The sequence below is a fragment of the Aquiflexum gelatinilyticum genome, assembly GCF_024741135.1.
Lineage (GTDB): Bacteria > Bacteroidota > Bacteroidia > Cytophagales > Cyclobacteriaceae > Cognataquiflexum > Cognataquiflexum gelatinilyticum.
This window is the reverse complement of the sequence record NZ_JANSUY010000017.1, coordinates 16,082-36,891: the sequence shown is the minus strand read 5'-3', so window position 1 is coordinate 36,891 and position 20,810 is coordinate 16,082. Positions and strand designations below refer to the sequence as shown.

Genomic DNA, 20,810 nt, shown 5'->3' with positions numbered 1-20,810 from the left:
TGAATCTTAACTGAAAATTATATTCTTGAATGAGGCAGCTAAAAATTAGCAAACAGATCACCAACAGGGAGAGTCAGTCCCTTGATAAATATCTACAGGAGATTGGAAAAGTAGATCTATTGACAGCCGATGAGGAAGTGGTTCTTGCAAAAAGGATCAGAGAAGGTGATCAATTGGCTTTAGAAAAACTTACAAAAGCCAACCTCCGATTTGTTGTTTCTGTAGCCAAGCAATATCAAAACCAAGGTCTTTCGCTGGGTGACTTGATCAATGAGGGAAACCTCGGGCTGATCAAAGCAGCCCAACGATTTGATGAAACGCGAGGTTTTAAGTTTATTTCTTATGCGGTATGGTGGATCAGACAGTCTATCCTTCAGGCATTGGCTGAACAATCGAGGATAGTAAGGCTTCCATTGAACAGGGTTGGTTCATTGAATAAAATCAGTAAAACATTCAGTGAACTTGAGCAAAAGTTTGAAAGAGAGCCTTCACCTGAAGAATTGGCTGAGGTCCTTGAAGTTACCGCAGCTGAGGTCGTGGATACTATGAAAATTTCTGGAAGACATGTGTCTATGGACGCTCCTTTTGTACAGGGAGAAGAAAATAGTTTGTTGGACGTTCTTGAAAATGATGGAGATGAAAAGCCTGATGATGGCTTGATGACCGATTCATTGAGGAAAGAAGTACAAAGAGCACTTTCAACACTGACCCAAAGGGAAGCAGATGTGATTACACTTTATTTCGGTTTGAACGGAGAGCATGCGATGACTTTAGAGGAAATTGGTGAAAAATTTAATTTGACCAGAGAGAGGGTTAGACAAATTAAAGAGAAGGCTATCAGGAGATTAAGACATACTTCAAGAAGTAAAACATTAAAACCATATCTTGGCTAATTACTGAGGCTGAATAAGAATAATAATTAAAGGGGATTTGTCCCCTTTTTTTGTTTATTTACCACAATGAAGGGTTCGGAAAATTTAACTCACTGAACTTCATGGCATAGACCACAATTAGGGAATTTTAACACCCATTAACTTTGTTGTGAAGGGTATTTTAACAAAATTTGCCAACTTCAAAATTTCAACCAAATGACTTCCGAAATTGAAAGAATCAAAGTCTTGATAATTGGTTCGGGACCCGCAGGATACACTGCGGCAATCTATGCATCAAGAGCCGGATTGAATCCAATACTATACACGGGGGGACAACCCGGTGGCCAACTGACTATCACCACAGACGTAGAAAATTACCCCGGGTATCCTGAAGGGATTCAGGGACCTGAGATGATGGAGGATTTTAGAAAACAAGCTGAAAGATTTGGGACTAAAGTTAGGTATGGAGTAGTGACTTCAGTAGACTTCGATACCATTCCGCATAAAGTTATTGTCGATAACCAGTCCGAAATTCATGCGGATACAGTGATTATTTCTACTGGCGCCTCTGCAAAATGGCTTGGTTTAGAAAGTGAAACAAGATTGAATGGGAGAGGGGTTTCAGCCTGTGCGGTTTGTGACGGGTTCTTTTTTAGAGGTCAGGATGTTGCAATAGTAGGAGCGGGTGATACCGCTTGTGAGGAGGCTTCATATCTGGCAAATATTTGTAACAAGGTCTACATGATTGTCCGAAAAAGTGAAATGAGGGCATCGCTGATAATGCAGAGAAGGGTATTAAATAATCCTAAAATCGAAGTACTTTGGAATACCGAAACGGATGAAATCCTAGGTGAAGAAGAAGTCACCGGAGTAAGAATATTTAACAACCTAACCAAAGAAACCAAAGAACTTAAAGTATCTGGTTTTTTTGTGGCAATTGGTCACCATCCCAATACAGATATTTTTAGAAATATTATTGATATGGATGAGAACGGATATATCAAGACAATCCCGGGAAGTACATGGACCAATAAGGAAGGTGTTTTTGCCTGTGGCGATGCCCAAGATCATATTTATAGACAGGCGGTAACTGCCGCAGGAACCGGTTGCATGGCGGCTTTAGATGCAGAGAGATACCTAGCTGCTAAAGAATCTGCTTAATTTGGAAAAATGAAAATAAAAGGTCTTTGGATATTGATAGCTTTACTTTTGGGCATGGGATCTATTCAATCCCATGCCCAAATTTTTCCAAAGATCATTAAGAAAAAGTCTATCGATCAGCCCAAATCCAATCCTTTATTAAGAGATTTAAGACTTTTTGATCCTGACAAATATCTACAGGATATTACCAAAACCACGGATTCTCTTCTTTTCAAAGATTATGTGGAATTAAAGAAAAGGCTGAGTATCGTAGCCGAGGACACAATTTCGCTTGATTGGGCTCCGACAAATCAATTAGTTCAGGTTTCTGAACAGGTTTTGATTGACAGCATTTGGGTGACTGCTTTTGAATATTATTCCTCTTGGGACAGCAAGAAAATTAATATATACGATTTTAACCCAAAGGAATTTAAGGATACAGTCCAAATTAAGTTATTCGATCCATTTTTTGGGACTGATTGGAAAATGCCTTTGGATGAGACCCGAATTACATCAGAGTTTGGATTTAGGAGATATAGGTGGCATCATGGTACAGACCTGAAGTTGAATGTGGGCGACCCTGTTTATAGTGCATTTGACGGGATAGTCAGAATTAGGTCTTATGATAGAAACGGGTATGGATACTATGTGGTAGTCAGGCATAAAAATGGGCTTGAGACACTTTATGGCCACTTATCTAAGTTTAGGGTAGAAGTTGGTCAGGAAGTAAAAGCAGGTGAATTAATCGGCTTAGGTGGAAATACGGGAAGAAGTACCGGCCCCCATTTGCATTTCGAGATCAGGTTCCAAGGACTTTCTATCAATCCTACAGAAGTATTTGATTTTAATATCGGAAGTATCAAAGGTCAATATTATGATGTTACTTCCTCAAGTTTTGATCATGTAATCAAAACACAGGAAGCGATTTATCATCGGGTGAGGAGCGGGGAGACATTGAGTTCCATAGCCCGAAGATATGGGGTAAGGGTAAGCACCCTCACAAGATTGAACGGAATTTCGACAAATACCATTCTTAAGGTTGGCAGAAGATTAAGAGTGAAATAATCATTTGGTATTTTGCCTACAATACAATTAAATTCTGAAGTTATGAAATTGGATATCCTTGTTATTGCAGCACATCCCGATGATGCTGAATTGGCTTGCTCTGGCACTATTGCCGCACAGGTTGCCAAAGGGTATAAGGTTGGAATTTTAGACCTTACCAAAGGAGAAATGGGGACAAGGGGTACTCCTGAAATCCGGATGCAGGAATCTGAGGAGGCTTCTAAAATTTTAGGTGTTTCAATAAGAGAAAACCTTGGGTTTAAAGATATTTTTTTCAGAGACGATGATAGCCACAGACTTGAAATAGTAAAAATAATAAGAAAATATAAGCCCGAGATAGTATTGGCAAATGCCGTAACGGACAGGCATCCGGATCATGGGAAAGGTGGTGCTGTGGCTTCCAATGCTTGTTTTATGAGTGGGTTAAGGAAAATTGAGACCCATTTTGATGGGATCGATCAAGCTCCTTGGCGACCAAAATATGTCTATCATTACATCCAAAACAATTACATAAAGCCCGATTTCGTCGTGGATATTACTGATTTTTGGGGTATAAAAATAGAAAGTATCAAAGCTTTCAGGTCCCAGTTTTATGATCCAAATAACAAGGAACCTCAAAGTTTTATTTCATCTGCCGAATTTTTAGACTTTGTAGAGGCCCGTTCTAGGGAGTTTGGTCACAGTATAATGGTCAAATACGGAGAAGGCTTCACAGTTGAAAGAACTTTGGGAATCACAGATTTATTTGACCTAAAATAAATCCGTGATTCTTTGTTGAATTTAAGGAGCAAGTCTTTCGATTTTCCACGAGGCTTCACCTTCTCTTTGATAGTGGATCCTGTCATGAAGCCTGCTTGACCTACCTTGCCAAAATTCCACTTCCTCAGGAACCAGCCTATAACCTCCCCAATGCTCTGGTCTTTTGATTGTATTTTCATCGGTTTTCTTCAGAAGCGCAGCTTCTTTTTCCTCCAGAAATGCACGGTTAGGTATTACCTGACTTTGAGGAGATGCCAATGCTCCAATCTGACTGGCGAAAGGCCTTGAAAAGAAATAGGCATCAGATTCCTCTATTTTGATTTTTTCTACTTCCCCGATAAATCTGACCTGCCTTTCCAAAACCGGCCAAAAAAAAGTAATCGCTGCAAATGGATTGTTTTCAAGTTCCTTTCCTTTGGCACTATTATAGTTGGTAAAAAAAACCAAACCTGTATCCACCTCTTTCAAGAGAACGATTCTTGAATTTGGCTTTCCGTCAGGTCTTACTGTTGAAAGGTTCATTGCATTCCACTCATGAACTTTGGATTGGTGCGCTTCCTCAACCCAGATTTTAAATTGATCTATAGGGGACGGTTTTACATCTTTTTCATCGAGGGATTTTAATGTATAGTCAATACGGATATCTGCCAGTTTCATAGGGTTTTTAAATTTTATTCTAAAATTACCAGACTTATTGCATTTATAAAATTTAGATATAACTTAAGAAAATTATCAAAGACATTTTTTATGAGCCAAAGTTTAAAAAAAACGCCTTCCGCCGGTCAGCTATTGATATCTGAGCCATTTTTACAGGATGAGAATTTTGTAAGATCTGTCATTCTTATTTGTGAAAATAATGAGAAGGGGTCTTTTGGACTTGTATTGAATAAGCTTTCGATATTAAAAATCAGTGAGCTTGTTGAAGATTTGTTTTTTTTAGACCTTGATGTTTACGTGGGAGGGCCCGTCGAACAGAATACCCTTCATTTTGTTTACTCAGGAGAAGAAGCACTTTCCGGGAGTATCCAACTTGGAGAAGGTTTGTGGTGGGGAGGAGACTTTGAAGCATTGACTCAAAAACTCAAAAATGGGGAGTTAAACGATGGCAATATCCGGTTTTTTATTGGGTATTCAGGGTGGACTGAAGGACAGCTTGATGAGGAATTAGAGGATAAAACATGGATCATTTGTGAAAAAATTGAACCCGAGAATATTTTCAATAATTCACCTGTAGAATTATGGAGAAATATCTTAAAAAACATGGGAGGGGAATTTCAGCTATTGGCAAATTATCCTATTGATCCGAGGCTAAATTGATCCAATTTTATTACTTTTGTTTTAGACGTCCTGCAAAAAAGTATCAGTTTTATTATGAGCAATGAAAAAGAAGTGTCTGAAGAAGACAAGGTGACCCAAACCAATGAAGTAATTCAAGAAGTTCAGGGTAGTGTAATTATCGATGATAAAGTTTCAGAGACTGAAACAACAGACCATGATTCTGAAGAGGAAATTTCAGAATCTGTCGATTACTCAAATTTCTCCAAATCCCAACTTTTAACTGCTTTAAAACAGCTTTTAGAAACAGGCAGATATCTGAAGATAGACAGTCAGATAGCAGAAATCAAATCACATTTTGAAGAGATTTTTCACAAGGAAAAAGATTCTGCCTTAGAAGAATTTACTTCTAATGGTGGTTCTCCTGATGATTTTGAATATAGACCTTCAGAAGAAGACCGTTCTCTATTTGCTGGATTAAATGAATTCAGAGAAAAAAAATCTGAATTTCTTAGAGAACAGGAGAAAAATAAGGAAAAAAACCTTTTGGCAAAGAATGCGATTCTTGACAGACTCAGAGAACTTGTAGATGGCGAAGAGACTACCCACAGTATAAATACCATCAAGCATATACAAGAAGAATGGAAGAAAATAGGATCTGTTCCTGCAGTACAGAATAGAAACCTTTGGGCGTCCTTTAATGCCTTGATGGATAGGTTTTATGACAATAGAAGTATCTACTTTGAGTTAAAAGAACTTGACAGGAAGAAAAATCTTGAGCAAAAACTTGAAATATGTGAAAAAGCGGAAGCTTTGGTTGACATGGAAGACCTTAAGGATGCTATAAGAATCCTAAATGATCTTCACGAAGAATTCAAGCATATGGGACCTGTTCCGCGTGAAGAACAGGAAAACCTTTGGAATAGGTTCAAAGCAGCTTCTGATGCGGTATATTCAAGACGAAAAGAGTTTTATGACGGGCAAAAAGAAAGCTTGAAGGAAAACCTTCAAAAGAAAGAAGCCCTGATTAAGAAATTAGAGGCTGACTCAGAATATAAAGGAACCAAGATCAAAGAATGGAATAGTAAAACGAAAGAAATTTTAGCCCTTCAAAAAGATTGGGAAGCAATTGGTCCGGTTCCAAGAGAAAATGGAAAAGAGATCAACAGGCAGTTTTGGGGTCTTTTCAAACATTTCTTCCAAAACAAAAATCACTTCTTCAAAGAACTTGACGAAATCCGTCATAAAAATAAAATCAAAGCGGAAGAGCTTATAGCCAAAGCTGAATCCTTAAAGGAAAATACAGATTGGCAGCAAACTGCTAACCAGATGATTTCCCTTCAACAGGAATGGAAACAAATAGGACCTACACCTGAAAAAGTTAGGGACGAACTATACCAAAGATTCAAATTAGCTTGCGATGCCTTCTTTGAGAACCGAAGAAACTCAAACAAGCAGGTGAATAAAGAATTTGAGCAAAATCTTTCTGCAAAGGAAGAACTTATCAAAAAAATAAAAGAAGAGGCCAAGAGTGATTCTGTCTCTGAAAGTTCATTAGAAGGTTATATTTCGAAGTTTAATTCTTTAGGATTTGTCCCAAGAAAAAACATGAAGGAAATTCTCAGCAAATTCAATGAGGCAGTCGATGAATATGTCAAAAATCTTGGTTTTGCAGGTGGGGAAAAAGACGATTTTCTTTTCAGATTGAATTTGAACAAACTTCAGTCTGACCCTAACAGTAACCGTGTCCTCAACAAAAAAGAGCATGGGATTAGAAAACAAATCACAGATTTGGAAAATAATGTGACTTTGTGGAAAAATAACATTGAATTTTTTGCGTCATCCAAGACTGCCGACAAGCTCAAAAACCAATTTGATGAGAAAATTCAAAAGGCAGAGAGTGAAATCGAGAAGCTAAAGAAAAAACTGACCATACTCAAAGAATTTTAATACACTCATAAATAAGGAGATAACAATTGTCTCCTTATTTTTTTTGAAATTCTTTTTGCTCGATTCCATGATAAATCTATATTTGCACCACGATTTGAGACAACGGTCTTGAAAAGTTAAATAAAAGGCCTCCTTAGCTCAGCTGGTAGAGCAACTGACTTGTAATCAGTAGGTCGCTGGTTCGATCCCGGCAGGGGGCTCAAAAGGGTAGCAATAGCTACCCTTTTTTCATTTCGGCCTATTTCATTTTTTGTAGATATTTGATATATTGAATGCCGGTAAAAAATCAACTAAAAGTTTTTTCAACCATCCAATTTCAAATCTGTCGTGCCTCAAAATCTTAAAACTCCGGGAATTTACATTGAAGAAAAAAACGTCTTCCTCGGTTCTGTTGTAGAAGTCGCCACAGCCATACCCGCATTTATCGGGTATACCGAAAAGGCCTCCCGCAACGGTAAATCGCTTTTAAATATCCCCACAAGGATTACGTCTTTGGCGGAATATGTAGAATTATTTGGAGGTGCTTTTAATCCATTATTCAAACTTGAAACACCATATGATGGAGATAGAAGTAAAATTATTATTGGAGATACTGAATTTGCTATAAAATATGCGGAGGACAACCATCTACTTTTTTATAACAGCATCAGGCTGTTTTATGCCAATGGGGGAGGAACTTGCTATATAGTCTCAGTTGGTACATATGAGGTCACAGGCTCTCTAAAAATCCATAAAGATCAACTTTTGGGAAAGGGTTTGCGCTCATTGGAAAAGGAACAGGAAGTTACTCTGGTAGTTATACCGGAGGCGGTTTTATTGGGAAAGGAATGCTATGAGGTCTACAAGCAAGTCTTGATACATTGTGGGGAAATGCAAAACAGAATCGGGATTTTTGACCTTTATGATGGGTACAAAAGTAGAGTAGAAGAAGACGATCCGATAGATTTTTTCAGAGAGAATATAGGTACGGATTTTTTGAGTTATGCTGCCGCTTATTATCCTTGGCTTCATACCACATTGGTCCAAAAAGGTGAAGTGAGTTTTAGAAACCTTGATCCTGAAATAGATTTGGAATCAATTCTACCTGAGCCAAATGCAAAAAAATTGATAATGGAATTTCCAAAGAATGAAGCTGAATTTAGAATTGCCTTTCAAAAGGAATTTCCCAATATTTCCCAAATACCTGAGGTTACTTTCAATGACTTTGTCAATCAGAAGAAAGTCCACTTACACTTTGGCTTGATGGCAACAAGTCCAACATATGGCTCAATTTTGGAAGAAATAAGGTGTATGGTGAATTTATTGCCAGCTGCAGCTGCTTTGGCAGGAGTATATACGATGGTAGACAATAACAGAGGTGTTTGGAAATCGCCGGCTAATGTTTCCCTGAATGCCGTGATTAAGCCTGCTGTGGAGATATCCCCTGAAGGGCCGGAGAATTTAAATGTACATGTTTCAGGAAAATCAATCAATGCTATCAGGACTTTTCCAGGTGTAGGGACTTTGGTTTGGGGTGCAAGGACCCTAGATGGTAACAGCCTCGACTGGCGATATATCAATGTCAGAAGAACCATCATCATGCTCGAGCAATCGATCAAGTTGGCACTTCAGTCTTATGTCTTTGAACCCAATGATGCCAATACCTGGACCACTGTCAAGAGTATGATTGTCAGTTTCTTGACTGAAAAGTGGAAGCAAGGTGCATTGGCAGGTTCATCTCCCGAGGATGCATTTGAGGTGCAGATCGGCTTGGGTGCTACGATGACAGGATTGGACATTTTACAAGGCAAAATGCTGGTTTCAGTCAAATTGGCTATTGTCAGACCGGCAGAATTCATCGTGGTCACTTTCCAACAACAAATGCAGAAATCTTAATTTTTGGAAAGTTGATATTATCAATTTTTCTTCAAAGCGAAATTTAAAAATTTAATCAAAACCTTAAAATACTAATATCATGGCAGGAGATAAACAAGACAGCAATTGGCCTTTACCCAAGTTTTACTTCAAAGTAGATTTAGGAAGTACCACAGACGTACCTTTTCAGGAAGTTAGTGGATTGGAAGTTACAGCACAGCCGATAGAATATAGACATGGCAATAGCCCGGTTTTTTCAACCATCAATATGCCCGGAATTGTCAAAAACAACAATGTGACATTGAAAAAGGGCGTGTTTGCAAAGGACAATAAGTTCTTAGATTGGTATGCCAAAATCAAAATAAATACTGTCGAACGTCAAAATGTGGTCATCAAACTATGTGACGAAGGGGGCAACCCAACCATGACCTGGACATTAGCCAACGCATGGCCAACAAAAATCAGCTCAACGGATATGAAATCTGATGCTAATGAAGTGGCTGTGGAAACCATCGAGATTTCGCACGAAGGGCTTACTATTGCTAACGGTTAAAAAGGATGGATTCCACAAGTTTTTTTAAACAAGGTGATATTCCCCTAAAAGTATTTTATTTTGAAGTTGTTTTCTTGGGGAAAGGCAACGAAAAGATGAAAAGTATTTTCCAGGAAGTATCCGGATTGAAAGTAACAGTGGAAAATCCGGAGAAGAGGGAAGGGGGTGACAATTTCTTTGCCCACCAACTTCCAAAATCCATCAATTATGAAAACTTAGTCCTCAAGAGATGCCTAACAAAAAGTACGGAACTTGAAAAATGGTGTAGGGATGCCATTGAGAATTTTGAATTCAAGCCATTCGACATCAATTTGAGATTGGTATCTTCCAAATCAGAAGCAAATGAAGGTGTAGCCAATTTTCCACTGGCCGTATGGTCTTTTGAACAGGTATTTCCTATTTCTTGGGAACTTGCAGCCATAGGATCTGAGAAAAATGAATTTACGATAGAGACCTTGACTTTGAAATATAGAAAGTTTACTAAAACCTTTTAGATTATTTTTCAAATTTTCGAATGTTCTAAAAACCCTAAAAAGGAAAATCCTTCAAATCAATCCCCCAAATCAGTGGCAATAGATAATAAGTAAATAGGGTAATTAAAAGAATCGAAACCATATTCATCCACAACCCTGCTTTGACCATATCGGGAATCCGGAGGTAACCCGAACCAAAGACCACGGCATTGGGCGGTGTGGCAACAGGAAGCATAAAAGCACAGCTCGCAGCCATCGTCGCCCCGACCATCAATCCAAAAGGATGAACGCCCATAGAGTAGGAGACAGCCGCCAAAATCGGCAATATCATGGAAGCCGTAGCGACATTGGAAGTGATCTCGGTCAGGAAATTGACTGCTGCTATGATTACCAACAAAAACAACCCAAAGGCTATAAAATCAAGGAATACAAATTGATTGCCTATCCAAGAAGCCAATCCGGTGGATTTGAATCCTTCTGCCAAAGACAAACCGCCACCAAAAAGCAACAAGATTCCCCAAGGAATGCTTTCAGCAGTTTTCCAATCTAGTAGTTTAGTTTTCGGTTTGGAAGAGGGGAGTACAAACAATATCAAAACACCAGCAATCGCAATAATCGTATCATCTAAGGCAGGAATCAAATCTTGAAGCAAAAATGTCCTGCTGATCCATGCAAAACTGACTGTTCCAAAAACCCAAGCAACCCGCTTTTCTTCCTTTGTCATTGGACCCAATAGGGCCAATTGACGTTGAATTTCTTCTTTGCCGCCTTCAATCTTAAAGTCTTTTTCAAAAGGGAAGGCATATTTCACCAAATAAAACCAACAAAAGGCCAAAAGCAATACTGCAACGGGAAAGCCGTACAGCATCCATTGTGAGAAGCTGATTTCATAGCCATACATGTCTTTTATGACACCGGCCAAAATGATATTGGTAGGCGTGCCGATCAAAGTAGCCATGCCGCCTATAGAAGCGCTGTAGGCAATTCCCAACATCAGCGCTTTCCCGAGGTTGTTTGGAAGGACTTCCTTGATGGCCGCACCAGGAGTCAACTGCGTCACTACAGCCACGCCGATGGGCAACATCATCAGGGAAGTTGCGGTATTCGAAATCCACATGGAAAGGAAGGCAGTCGCTACCATAAAACCTAAAATAATCTTTTGGATATCGGTGCCGATAAATGAAATAATGCTCAACGCAATCCGCTTGTGCAAGTTCCATTTTTCGATGGCCATTGCGATCATAAATCCGCCCATATAGAGTAAGACCATGGGATGGGAATAAGATGCAGCTGTTTCAGCTATCGGCAATACATTTAAAGTTGGGAGCAGTACCAATGGCAACAATGCTGTAGCCGCAATTGGAATCGCTTCAGTAATCCACCAAGTCGCTATCCAAACTGTCACAGCCATCATTGCCAAAGCTTCAGCAGACATTGCCTCAGGTTGTACAAAAAATAAAATCAGTAGAAATAAAACCGGTCCAAGAATGATACCGATCCGTGAAGTAGTGTTCGGGTTCATGTCAGCAATTGAAACTTCTAATTACCAAAAAAATCAAGGAAATCAAATCAGAATCATTGGGGCGGTGAATTCTGTTCAATATCCCTCTGAATAGTAGTTTAAGTTGGTCCTCAATTTTTATTTAACATAATGTAAATTATATAACAAATTAAATCATTATATTATTTCCTACAGCTCAATCTTTAAACCTTTTGATTTTTTCCATTTCAAAAAAAAATGAAAGATTTAAAGTAGTCTTTTTTCGGCTTTACCACTACATCAAAAATACACAAACCACCTTTGCTCTTGATTTCATCTTTTTGAATTTATAAAATACAATTATCTTCGTAAAGACCCGGAAATTACAATCCAACCAAGAATTAGAAAAAAGAAATCAAGATCAAATGCAGGCAGTTTCAAAAGAAAAATCTGAATTGAGAATGGTTGAAGTTGACAACCAAACATACTTTCAAATCCTGAATGTCGATCAAATGCGGCCATTCTTTATGAGTATTGTCAGCAGTTCCAATCATTGGCTTTTTATTAGCAGCAATGGCGGGATTAGTGCCGGAAGAAAAAATTCCGATTTTGCTTTATTTCCATACTATACAGATGATAAAATTACTGAGTCTGCCGATATCACAGGATCCAAATCTATTTTTCAGGTAAAAACCGAAGACGGATTTTTGGTATGGGAACCTTTTTCTGTCAGAAACGGAGACAAATACAAAACACAGAGAAATCTATATAAAAGCACATTTGGTAATTCAATAATCTTTGAGGAGATAAATCATGACCTGAATTTAACATTCCAATACCAATGGAATACAAGCCATCTTTATGGCTTTGTCAAAAAAAGCAGGCTGATCAATCACAATACCAAAACGGTAGAGGTTTCCTTGGTAGACGGAATCCAAAACATTGTACCCTGCGGTGTGGGCAGTTCTGTCCAAAATTCATTAAGCAACCTGGTGGATGCATATAAGCGCAGTGAATTGGATAAAGAAAGTGGGCTGGGAATATTTGCACTCAGTGTGATAATTGTAGATAAACCTGAACCAAGTGAAGCTTTAAAGGCAAATATTGCCTGGTCTCTTGGTTTGGAAAACTGTAAGTACCTGCTTTCTGCATTGCAACTTGAAAATTTCAGAAAAGGACTACCTGTCCATGAAGAAACCGATATCAAAGCTGAAAAAGGGGCTTACTTTTTAAATGCAGATTTGTCAATTTCTCCGGGTAAACAAAAGGAATGGCTGATAGTAGCCAATGTAAATAACTCCGTATCCCAACTCATTGAAATAGCAGAAAACATAAAAAATGACAAGCAATTTGGTCAAAAAGTAATCGCAGATATTGAAGCAGGTACCAAGCAGCTAATCAAACTCAATGCCGCTGCCGATGGCATACAAATGACAAATGATTCTTTGAAAGATACCCGGCATTTCGCCAATTCCCTTTTTAATGTCATGAGGGGTGGGATATTCGATGAAAATTATGTCTTGGAGAAAATTGATCTTGAAAATTATTTCTCCAAAACCAACAGACAGGTTTTATCCTATTGGCAAAAAATCAGTGACAGCTTACCCACTAAACTGACGCTCAGCAGTTTTAAGGAATTGGTGAAAAAATCCGAACATTCTGATTTCAGAAGGTTAGGCTTGGAGTATTTGCCCCTTAAGTTTAGCCGAAGGCATGGTGATCCTAGCAGACCATGGAATCAGTTTTCTATTAATACATATAATGAATCGGACGGGTCAAAAATTCTTGATTATCAGGGAAATTGGCGGGACATTTTTCAAAATTGGGAGGCATTGGTACACTCCTACCCTCTTTTCATAGATGGCATGATTTTCAAATTTTTGAATGCCTCCACTTTTGATGGGTATAATCCTTATCGTGTCACCAAAAACGGGATTGATTGGGAAAGGATAGAACCAGATGACCCTTGGTCTTACATTGGTTATTGGGGTGACCATCAAATCATCTACTTGTTGAAGTTCTTGGAATTCAGTGAAATGCATCATCCGGGAAAGCTGGAAACTTATTTTGACAACAATGACTTTGTATATGCCAATGTCCCGTATAAAATCAAAGAATATCAGGAGATATTAAAAAATCCCAAAGATACCATTGATTTTGACCATGCCCTTGATACCAAAATCAAAGAAACCTGGACATCCTTAGGTGCAGACAGCGCTTTGTTAAAAGATAAGCAAGGATCGATATACCATGTCAATTTCATGGAAAAGATTTTGGCTACAGTTTTGGCAAAAATATCCAATTTTATTCCTGAGGGCGGGATTTGGATGAACACCCAAAGACCTGAATGGAATGACGCAAACAATGCTTTGGTGGGCAATGGTTTATCCATGGTCACATTATATTATCTCCGAAGGTTCCTGACATTTTTTGAAAACCTTCTTCAAAAATCATCCATCCAAGAAGTCAAGATTTCTGAGGAATTGTTGACCTTTTTTAAGGAAGTGTCCGATTTGCTTTTGGAAAATAAAGGAATATTGACGCATTCATTCACCAACAAGGATAGAAAAAGGATTTTGGATGGCTTGGGATTGTCGGGAAGTAAATACAGGACCCAAATCTATGCACATTCATTCAGCAACAGGAAGGAAGCTGTATCAATAAAAGAGTTGCTGGTTTTCACCCGATTGAGCCTAGACTATTTGGAACATACCATACGTGCCAATAAAAGACAGGATAGCCTTTACCATGGATACAACCTGATGACGGTTGAAAATCAACAAGAGATTTCAGTCTCTTACCTGAGCGAAATGTTGGAAGGACAAGTAGCCGTTTTAAGTTCAGGATACTTGTCGTCCGCTGAGGTTTTGAAATTATTGGAGAGCATGCGAAATAGCGCCCTTTACAGACCTGATCAAAACAGCTACATCCTTTATCCAAATAAAAATTTAAAAGGATTCCTTGAAAAAAATAACATTCCAAAGGAAGCTATATCTAGTTCACTGATCCTGAAGACACTTATCGATGAAGGTAACACCCAAATCGTAGAAAGAGATGTCAAAGGTGCTTACCATTTCAATGGAAGTTTTAAAAATGGAAATGACCTGCGAAAAGAATTGGATTCACTTTATCAAACCCGGTTCAAAGGGTTGAATGAGTCCGAAAAAATTAAAGTCTTGGAGATATTTGAGGATATTTTTAACCATAAATCCTTTACAGGAAGGTCAGGAACATTTTTTGGCTATGAAGGTTTGGGATCGATTTATTGGCACATGGTTTCCAAGCTTTTATTGGCTGTGCAGGAATGTTGCCTCAGAGCAATCGAATCCAATGAAAATGAGGAATTGGTCAAACAGCTCCTGAACCATTATTATGAAATCAACGAGGGGATCGGGATCCACAAGTCCCCTACCCTTTACGGCGCTTTCCCGACCGACCCATATTCCCATACACCAATGAGCAAAGGAGTTCAGCAACCCGGTATGACAGGTCAAGTAAAAGAGGATATTTTAAGCCGATTTGGGGAGCTTGGGGTATTTGTAAAAGATGGTAAACTCGGTTTTTATCCTTCTATGTTGAGAAAGGGCGAGTTTCTTACAGAACCGAAAGCTTTTAGCTATGTAGATGTCAATTCTGAATTTCAGCACCTGAATTTGGAACCCGGATCACTTGCATTTTCATTTTGTCAGGTACCGGTCATTTATAAACTTGGGGATATCACCCAATTAGAGGTAGTGATGAGAAATGGCTCCATTTCGAAAAATGAAAGTCTTAGCCTTGACCTAGAAATGAGCAAAAATGTATTTGGGCGAACTGGAGAAATTGTCCAAATAATTGCCCATTTCAATAAAAATACCTTCGATTGAAAGAAAACACCTAATCCTTGAATTGGTCTTGGCTTTTTGCTTGTCCTTTTGAAAAAAACTGATGGATAAAAAATTGAAAAATGTTCAAATCATTGAGGAAAAAATCGAATCATTGATCGCAATGATGTCGGTTGACGAAATGATCGGCCAAATGACCCAAGTAAGGCATTTTGATGATATTTCAGGAGATGATGTGAGGACAAAATTCATTGGGTCAGTTATCCATACTCAGGGTCCGGTCCCTGGGCAGCATGCTTCTGAATGGCAAGCCAAATTTTTCGAATTACAAAAGCAGGCTTTGTCAACGCGTTTGGGAATTCCTTTGCTGTTTGGCGTAGATGCCATTCATGGCCAAAACACATTTGAAGGTGCTACGATTTTTCCACATAATATTGGTTTGGGGGCTACAGCAAATCCTGACTTGGTCAGGCAAATTGCCGAAATTACAGCATTGGAGGCGCAGGCAACCGGTTTTAACTGGGTCTTTTCGCCTTGTGTGGCCATTCCATACAACGAAAAATGGGGAAGAGTTTACGAAGCTTTTTCTGAAAGCACGGAAATAACCGTGGAATTGACAAGGGCATCTGTCCGAGGACACCAAGGCTCATTGAAGAAAAGCAAAAATGTTTTGGCAACCGCCAAGCATTTTATCGGTGATGGGGCGACGGATTTTGGTGTCGAAGGGGGAAACACCTCATTGTCAATGAATGAGGTTCGGGAGCGGTTGCTCCCACCCTACCAAGCAGCTGTCGAGGAAGGTGTAGGTGCGGTGATGGCATCTTTTAACCAATTGGATGGCCTGTCCATGCATGCCCATAAAAAATTGATAACTGATATTTTGAAAGGCGAACTGAAGTTTGACGGCATCATGGTTTCAGATTGGAAGGGATACTCCAGGTTTGGAGAAACTGATATTATCAATGCCGGTATAGACATGGTGATGGCTGTAGATGGAGATTTGGATGGGTTTCAAAATGGTCTTAAAGAGGCTCTTGCAAGTGGTGTTGTTGCATTGGAGAGAGTGAAAGATGCTGTGCGTAGAATATTGAGACAAAAATTCAGGCTTAGCTTGTTTGAAAATCCTTTTCCGGATAAAAAACAAACCAAAAAAATCGGTATTAAAGCGCACCGCGAAGTAGCTAGGCAAGCAGTGCGCGAATCTTTGGTTTTACTAAAAAACAGAGAAAATATCTTACCCCTTGGGAAGGATGCCAAAATAGTGGTGGTTGGTGAATTTGCAGACAATTCAGGGTTACAATCAGGTGGTTGGACCGTTAATTGGCAAGGAACCAAAGAAAATTACAAAGGAGCGACTACCATTTTGGAAGGTTTTAGGAAAATTTCAAAAGTAGAAGTTGCCTATGACAGGGACGGGAGTGAAAATCATGAAGCAGATGTTGCGGTTGTGGTAGTTGGCGAAACTCCCTACGCTGAGTTTTTTGGGGATATCGGTGGTGAAATGAACGCTTATCGATTGACTCTTACGGAAGCACACAGGCAGCTGATCAATAATTATGTTCAGAAAGGGATAAAAGTTATAACCATCTTAATTTCAGGGAGGCCATTGGTTGTCACCTCAGAAATTGCACATTCAGATGCCTTCGTAGTGGCATGGTTGCCGGGGTCTGAAGGTGATGGTATAGCAGAGGTCCTTTACGGTGAACATGATTTTAAAGGGAAACTTCCCCACTCATGGCCTAAATCAGAAGACGATTATGCAGGAAAGTATGGTCCCAATTTTTGGGGAAATGCAATCCAACCGCTTTTTCCAATTGGTTTTGGATTGAAGTATGCAGGCAATAAATAGGTTTATAAATAAAATTGGTAAAACCATAAACAGCTGAAAATAAAATGGATAAATCATTGAAATTAATCATGGTAGGTGTAGTATTAACTACCTGTTTTTATTGTAGCCCAAAACAAAAAGAAGAGACAAATCAACTAACCAAAAAAGAAGTGACAGCAAAAGAAATCTTAGGCAATCCCAATTACATGGCTATATCTTATGAGGGGTATCGTCAAAAATCAAGAGAGCAACAGCCAACCGTAGCTGAACTTAAAGAAGACGTAAAGATTTTGTCCGCAATGGGTATCAGAATATTGAGAACCTACAATGTCCAACTTCCCCACGCTTCAAATTTGCTCAAGGCAATCCGAGAACTTCAAACCGAAAACCCTGATTTTGAAATGTATGTGATGTTGGGTGCTTGGATAGATTGTAAAAATGCCTGGACGGATCAAACACCTGACCATGATGCGGAAAGCGAACAAAATGAGGGAGAAATCGAAAGGGCTGTAGCACTTGCCAATCAATACCCTGAGATTGTAAAGATCCTTGCAGTAGGCAATGAAGCTATGGTCAGATGGGCGACCAGTTATTTTGTGCAACCTTCAGTCATACTCAAATGGGTAAACCACCTACAATCATTGAAATCCGAAGGCAAACTTCCAAAGGAATTATGGATTACCTGTTCCGATGATTTTTCATCCTGGGGAGGTGCTGACTCGAGCTACCATACCGAAGACCTTGCTAAACTGGTCAAAGCGGTAGACTATATTTCCCTACATACCTATCCTTACCATAATACCCATTATAATCCTGCTTTTTGGTTTGTTCCTGAAGACCAAAGCCAAAAGTCGGATCTTGAAAAAATCGATGCAGCCATGTTGAGGGCAAAAGATTTTGCCAAAATGCAGTATGATTCTGTCGCCAATTATGTAAAAAGTCTGGGGGTTGAAAAACCGATCCATATCGGTGAGACCGGTTGGGCTTCTGAATCTGATGGGTTTTATGGATCAGAAGGATCAAGGGCAACTGACGAATACAAGCAAGGGCTCTATTACAAACACATGCGTGAGTGGACATCCGCTGCAGGTATTTCCTGTTTTTATTTTGAAGCTTTCAATGAGCAATGGAAAGATGCCGGAAATCCTAACGGTTCAGAAAATCATTTCGGGCTTTTCACCCTCAAAGGTGAAGCAAAATTTGCCCTTTGGGAATTGGTAGACAAAGGTGTTTTTGAGGGTTTGGGCAGAGATGGTAACCCAATTACAAAAACCTATGGTGGAGACAAGGAAGCACTTTTTAAGGAAGTATTGGTGCCACCGGCAAAGTAAAATTTAACCATAAATACCCACATTATTTTCGATCAAAAAGTCACTTATAAACCCTAATAACTATGTCAACCACCTCGAGTAAAGTCCCGATGGGCCAAAAAATCGCCTTCGGTGTAGGTATGTTAGCCAACCAAATGTTTCCTGCTTCGCTCGGAATATTCATGGTGGTCCTTGTTCAAAACCTGGGTTTTCCCGGTTGGATGTGGGGAATCGTTTACTTCCTTCCGCGTGTATTCGATGCTGTAACAGATCCTATCATGGGCTTTGTCTCAGATAATACCAAATCCAGATGGGGTAGGCGAAGACAATTTGTATTTATTGGCGCTATTTTAATGGGGATTACCTTTTCGGTAATGTGGCAACTTTATGGGGATAATAGTGTGAATTATAACTTCACCTATTTTCTATTTGGGTCTTTTGCCTTTTACCTCGGGCTTACTATTTTCAGTGTCCCTTATGTAGCCATGGGCTATGAAATGAGCGAGGATTTCCATGAAAGAACACAGATCATGGCCATTGCCCAATGGATCGGTCAATGGGCATGGGTGATTGCACCTTGGTTTTGGGTCATCATGTACGACCCTAGCTGGTTCCCATCCCCGGAAGCTGCTACACGTGAATTATCGATTTGGGTCGGAGTGATTTTTGCCGTTTGCGCCATGGTTCCTGCTATTTTCATTCCCAGTAAATCCACCAAAAATGAGAATTTTTCTCCCCTTACTTTCAATGCAATAGGCGACAGTCTTTCCCAAATCATCCGTGGTTTCAAACAGGCCTTTTCCTCAACACCATTTAGAAAATTGTGTATTTCCACATTTTTTATCTTCAACGCTTTTAATACAGTAGCAGGCTTTGTCTTTTTTATAGTGGTTTGGCATTTGTTTAATGGCGATGCTGGGGCAGCCGGCTATTGGACGCCCTTATTCGGAAGTATCGGTGCGTTGGTCACTACCTTTATTGTCATTCCTGTGGTAGCTAGGATGTCTAGGAAAATCGGCAAGAAAAACGCATTCATGGTATCCCAAAGGATTGCCTTAGTCGGATATCTTTCTTTGTGGTTTCTTTTTGTACCGGGTAAGCCTTGGATGTTCATCTTTTCCCTTCCATTACATTCTTTTGGAATCGGGAGTCTTTTTGTGTTGATGATGTCTATGACTGCTGATGTGATCGACTTAGACGAACTTAATTATGGAAAACGAAGGGAAGGGGTATTTGGCGCCATTTATTGGTATATGGTCAAATTCGGATTTGCCATTGCAGGCGGTTTGAGTGGATTGATTCTGACCGTAGTAGGTTTTGATGGAAATGCAGCGGTTCAGCCTGAAGGTGCTGTGGATGGTCTGAGGATTTTCTTCTCGGGGCTTCCGATGTTGGGAACCATAGCGGCCATGTACCTCATGCATGACTATGATGTGGATGAAAAAAGGGCCAACGAAATCCGTGAAGAATTAAAAAAGCGGGCAGAGGCCAAAAAAAACCTTGAAAACCCATATTCGCAAAATGAAAATTCAGCGGTATTGGCCAAAGTGCAAAATGCAACTTCTCCCAAAACAGACATTGATTTTTCAACTAAATCCAACACCGAAATAAAGCAACTCTATTCCAAAACACTTGATTCGGGCATACATGGCCTATGCTTTAGCCCCTATTTGGAAGGTCAGAATGTAGGTGATCAGTTATCCGAAAATCAAATCCGGAGGAGAATGGACTTGGTTTCAAAACATGTCAAATGGGTTCGCTCTTTTTCATGTACAGACGGAAATGAATACATTCCCAAAGCAGCCCATGAAAAAGGACTTAAGACAATGGTGGGCGCTTGGATTGGAGTCGATAAAGCGAAAAATGAACAGGAGATTAAAAATCTGATCAGCTTGGCACAACAAGGATTTGTGGATATCGCCGTGGTTGGCAATGAGGTTTTACTTCGAAATGAATTGACGGAGAAGGAAATATTAGATTACATCAAGGAGGTGAAAGAATCCTTACCCAATACGCCTGTCAGCTACGTGGATACCTATTTTCAACACCAAAAGCATCCCTTATTGGTGGATGCCTGTGATATCATTTTAGCAAACTGTTATCCTTTTTGGGAAGGAAAAAGTATTGAAGAAGCATCTTCCCATTTGCAGCAAATGTATACCTCTACAAAAGGCATTGCAAATGGTAAAAAAATCATCGTTACAGAAACAGGTTGGCCGAATCAGGGAGATAAAGTCCAAGACGCCGAACCTTCTGAAGAGAACGCAATGAAGTACTTTATTAATGCCAACAATTGGTCCCAACAAGAGAAGGTAGATATGTTCTATTTTTCCTCATTCGATGAGTCATGGAAAATACACCATGAAGGTGATGTCGGTCAACGTTGGGGAATTTGGGATAAGAATGAAAACTTAAAATACATCTAGG

General features: G+C 39.4%; 15 protein-coding genes and 1 tRNA gene. 14 read left to right on the top strand and 2 right to left on the bottom strand.

Going from position 1 to position 20,810, the window contains the following annotated elements; all coding sequences use genetic code 11:
• Positions 1-29 precede the first annotated feature (29 nt).
• From NU887_RS16460 to bshB1, 4 genes are all read left to right on the top strand, one after another.
• Positions 30-893 carry a sigma-70 family RNA polymerase sigma factor gene (locus NU887_RS16460; protein WP_113922161.1) on the top strand — a complete coding sequence of 288 codons (864 nt, stop codon included), beginning with the start codon at positions 30-32 and terminating at the stop codon, positions 891-893.
• 195 nt (positions 894-1,088) lie between these two features.
• Positions 1,089-2,033 carry a thioredoxin-disulfide reductase gene (trxB, locus tag NU887_RS16455; RefSeq protein WP_258424479.1) on the top strand — a complete coding sequence of 315 codons (945 nt, stop codon included), beginning with the start codon at positions 1,089-1,091 and terminating at the stop codon, positions 2,031-2,033.
• A gap of 9 nt (positions 2,034-2,042) precedes the next feature.
• Complete coding sequence (locus NU887_RS16450; protein ID WP_258424478.1) at positions 2,043-3,077, top strand: M23 family metallopeptidase; 1,035 nt, start codon at positions 2,043-2,045, stop codon at positions 3,075-3,077.
• A gap of 42 nt (positions 3,078-3,119) precedes the next feature.
• Complete coding sequence (gene bshB1 / locus NU887_RS16445; protein ID WP_258424477.1) at positions 3,120-3,836, top strand: bacillithiol biosynthesis deacetylase BshB1; 717 nt, start codon at positions 3,120-3,122, stop codon at positions 3,834-3,836.
• A 21-nt stretch (positions 3,837-3,857) separates the two neighbouring features.
• Here bshB1 and pdxH read toward each other — a convergent pair whose 3' ends face one another.
• The gene (pdxH, locus tag NU887_RS16440; RefSeq protein ID WP_258424476.1) at positions 3,858-4,493 is read right to left on the bottom strand and encodes a pyridoxamine 5'-phosphate oxidase; all 636 of its coding nucleotides are present in this window, start codon (positions 4,491-4,493) and stop codon (positions 3,858-3,860) included.
• A 90-nt stretch (positions 4,494-4,583) separates the two neighbouring features.
• Between pdxH and NU887_RS16435 the strand changes: the two genes are divergently transcribed.
• From NU887_RS16435 to NU887_RS16410, 6 genes are all read left to right on the top strand, one after another.
• Positions 4,584-5,153: a YqgE/AlgH family protein gene (locus NU887_RS16435; RefSeq protein ID WP_258424475.1), complete on the top strand. Its 570-nt coding sequence runs from the start codon at positions 4,584-4,586 to the stop codon at positions 5,151-5,153.
• A gap of 54 nt (positions 5,154-5,207) precedes the next feature.
• Positions 5,208-7,061, top strand: a complete 1,854-nt coding sequence (locus NU887_RS16430) for a DUF349 domain-containing protein (protein WP_258424474.1) — start codon at positions 5,208-5,210, stop codon at positions 7,059-7,061.
• Positions 7,062-7,188: 127 nt separating this feature from the next.
• A tRNA-Thr gene (locus tag NU887_RS16425) sits at positions 7,189-7,261 on the top strand.
• 127 nt (positions 7,262-7,388) lie between these two features.
• Positions 7,389-8,936, top strand: coding sequence for a phage tail sheath family protein (locus NU887_RS21215; protein WP_258424473.1), 1,548 nt, complete (start codon positions 7,389-7,391; stop codon positions 8,934-8,936).
• A gap of 79 nt (positions 8,937-9,015) precedes the next feature.
• A complete protein-coding gene (locus NU887_RS16415; RefSeq protein ID WP_258424472.1) occupies positions 9,016-9,468 on the top strand; it encodes a phage tail protein in 453 nt (150 codons plus the stop codon).
• A gap of 5 nt (positions 9,469-9,473) precedes the next feature.
• Positions 9,474-9,962, top strand: coding sequence for a phage tail protein (locus tag NU887_RS16410; RefSeq protein WP_258424471.1), 489 nt, complete (start codon positions 9,474-9,476; stop codon positions 9,960-9,962).
• A 34-nt stretch (positions 9,963-9,996) separates the two neighbouring features.
• Here NU887_RS16410 and NU887_RS16405 read toward each other — a convergent pair whose 3' ends face one another.
• Positions 9,997-11,463, bottom strand: a complete 1,467-nt coding sequence (locus NU887_RS16405; protein WP_258424470.1) for an SLC13 family permease — start codon at positions 11,461-11,463, stop codon at positions 9,997-9,999.
• Positions 11,464-11,846: 383 nt separating this feature from the next.
• On the opposite strand from NU887_RS16405, the gene NU887_RS16400 reads away from it, so the two are divergent.
• The 4 genes from NU887_RS16400 (at position 11,847) to NU887_RS16385 (ending at position 20,809) form a co-directional block, all read left to right on the top strand.
• Entirely contained in the window at positions 11,847-15,287 is a 3,441-nt protein-coding gene (locus NU887_RS16400) for a hypothetical protein (RefSeq protein ID WP_258424469.1), read from the top strand.
• A 61-nt stretch (positions 15,288-15,348) separates the two neighbouring features.
• A complete protein-coding gene (locus NU887_RS16395) occupies positions 15,349-17,094 on the top strand; it encodes a glycoside hydrolase family 3 protein (RefSeq protein WP_258424468.1) in 1,746 nt (581 codons plus the stop codon).
• Between the two features lie 44 nt (positions 17,095-17,138).
• The gene (locus NU887_RS16390; protein WP_258424467.1) at positions 17,139-18,404 is read left to right on the top strand and encodes a glycosyl hydrolase family 17 protein; all 1,266 of its coding nucleotides are present in this window, start codon (positions 17,139-17,141) and stop codon (positions 18,402-18,404) included.
• 62 nt (positions 18,405-18,466) lie between these two features.
• Positions 18,467-20,809: an MFS transporter gene (locus tag NU887_RS16385; RefSeq protein WP_258424466.1), complete on the top strand. Its 2,343-nt coding sequence runs from the start codon at positions 18,467-18,469 to the stop codon at positions 20,807-20,809.
• Position 20,810 lies beyond the last annotated feature (1 nt).

Coding starts and splice junctions, on each gene's coding strand:
- NU887_RS16460 (WP_113922161.1), top strand. CDS start 30: ATGAGGCAGCTAAAAATTAGCAAACAGATCACCAACAGGGAGAGTCAG.
- trxB (WP_258424479.1), top strand. CDS start 1,089: ATGACTTCCGAAATTGAAAGAATCAAAGTCTTGATAATTGGTTCGGGA.
- NU887_RS16450 (WP_258424478.1), top strand. CDS start 2,043: ATGAAAATAAAAGGTCTTTGGATATTGATAGCTTTACTTTTGGGCATG.
- bshB1 (WP_258424477.1), top strand. CDS start 3,120: ATGAAATTGGATATCCTTGTTATTGCAGCACATCCCGATGATGCTGAA.
- pdxH (WP_258424476.1), bottom strand. CDS start 4,493: ATGAAACTGGCAGATATCCGTATTGACTATACATTAAAATCCCTCGAT.
- NU887_RS16435 (WP_258424475.1), top strand. CDS start 4,584: ATGAGCCAAAGTTTAAAAAAAACGCCTTCCGCCGGTCAGCTATTGATA.
- NU887_RS16430 (WP_258424474.1), top strand. CDS start 5,208: ATGAGCAATGAAAAAGAAGTGTCTGAAGAAGACAAGGTGACCCAAACC.
- NU887_RS16415 (WP_258424472.1), top strand. CDS start 9,016: ATGGCAGGAGATAAACAAGACAGCAATTGGCCTTTACCCAAGTTTTAC.
- NU887_RS16410 (WP_258424471.1), top strand. CDS start 9,474: ATGGATTCCACAAGTTTTTTTAAACAAGGTGATATTCCCCTAAAAGTA.
- NU887_RS16405 (WP_258424470.1), bottom strand. CDS start 11,463: ATGAACCCGAACACTACTTCACGGATCGGTATCATTCTTGGACCGGTT.
- NU887_RS16400 (WP_258424469.1), top strand. CDS start 11,847: ATGCAGGCAGTTTCAAAAGAAAAATCTGAATTGAGAATGGTTGAAGTT.
- NU887_RS16395 (WP_258424468.1), top strand. CDS start 15,349: ATGGATAAAAAATTGAAAAATGTTCAAATCATTGAGGAAAAAATCGAA.
- NU887_RS16390 (WP_258424467.1), top strand. CDS start 17,139: ATGGATAAATCATTGAAATTAATCATGGTAGGTGTAGTATTAACTACC.
- NU887_RS16385 (WP_258424466.1), top strand. CDS start 18,467: ATGTCAACCACCTCGAGTAAAGTCCCGATGGGCCAAAAAATCGCCTTC.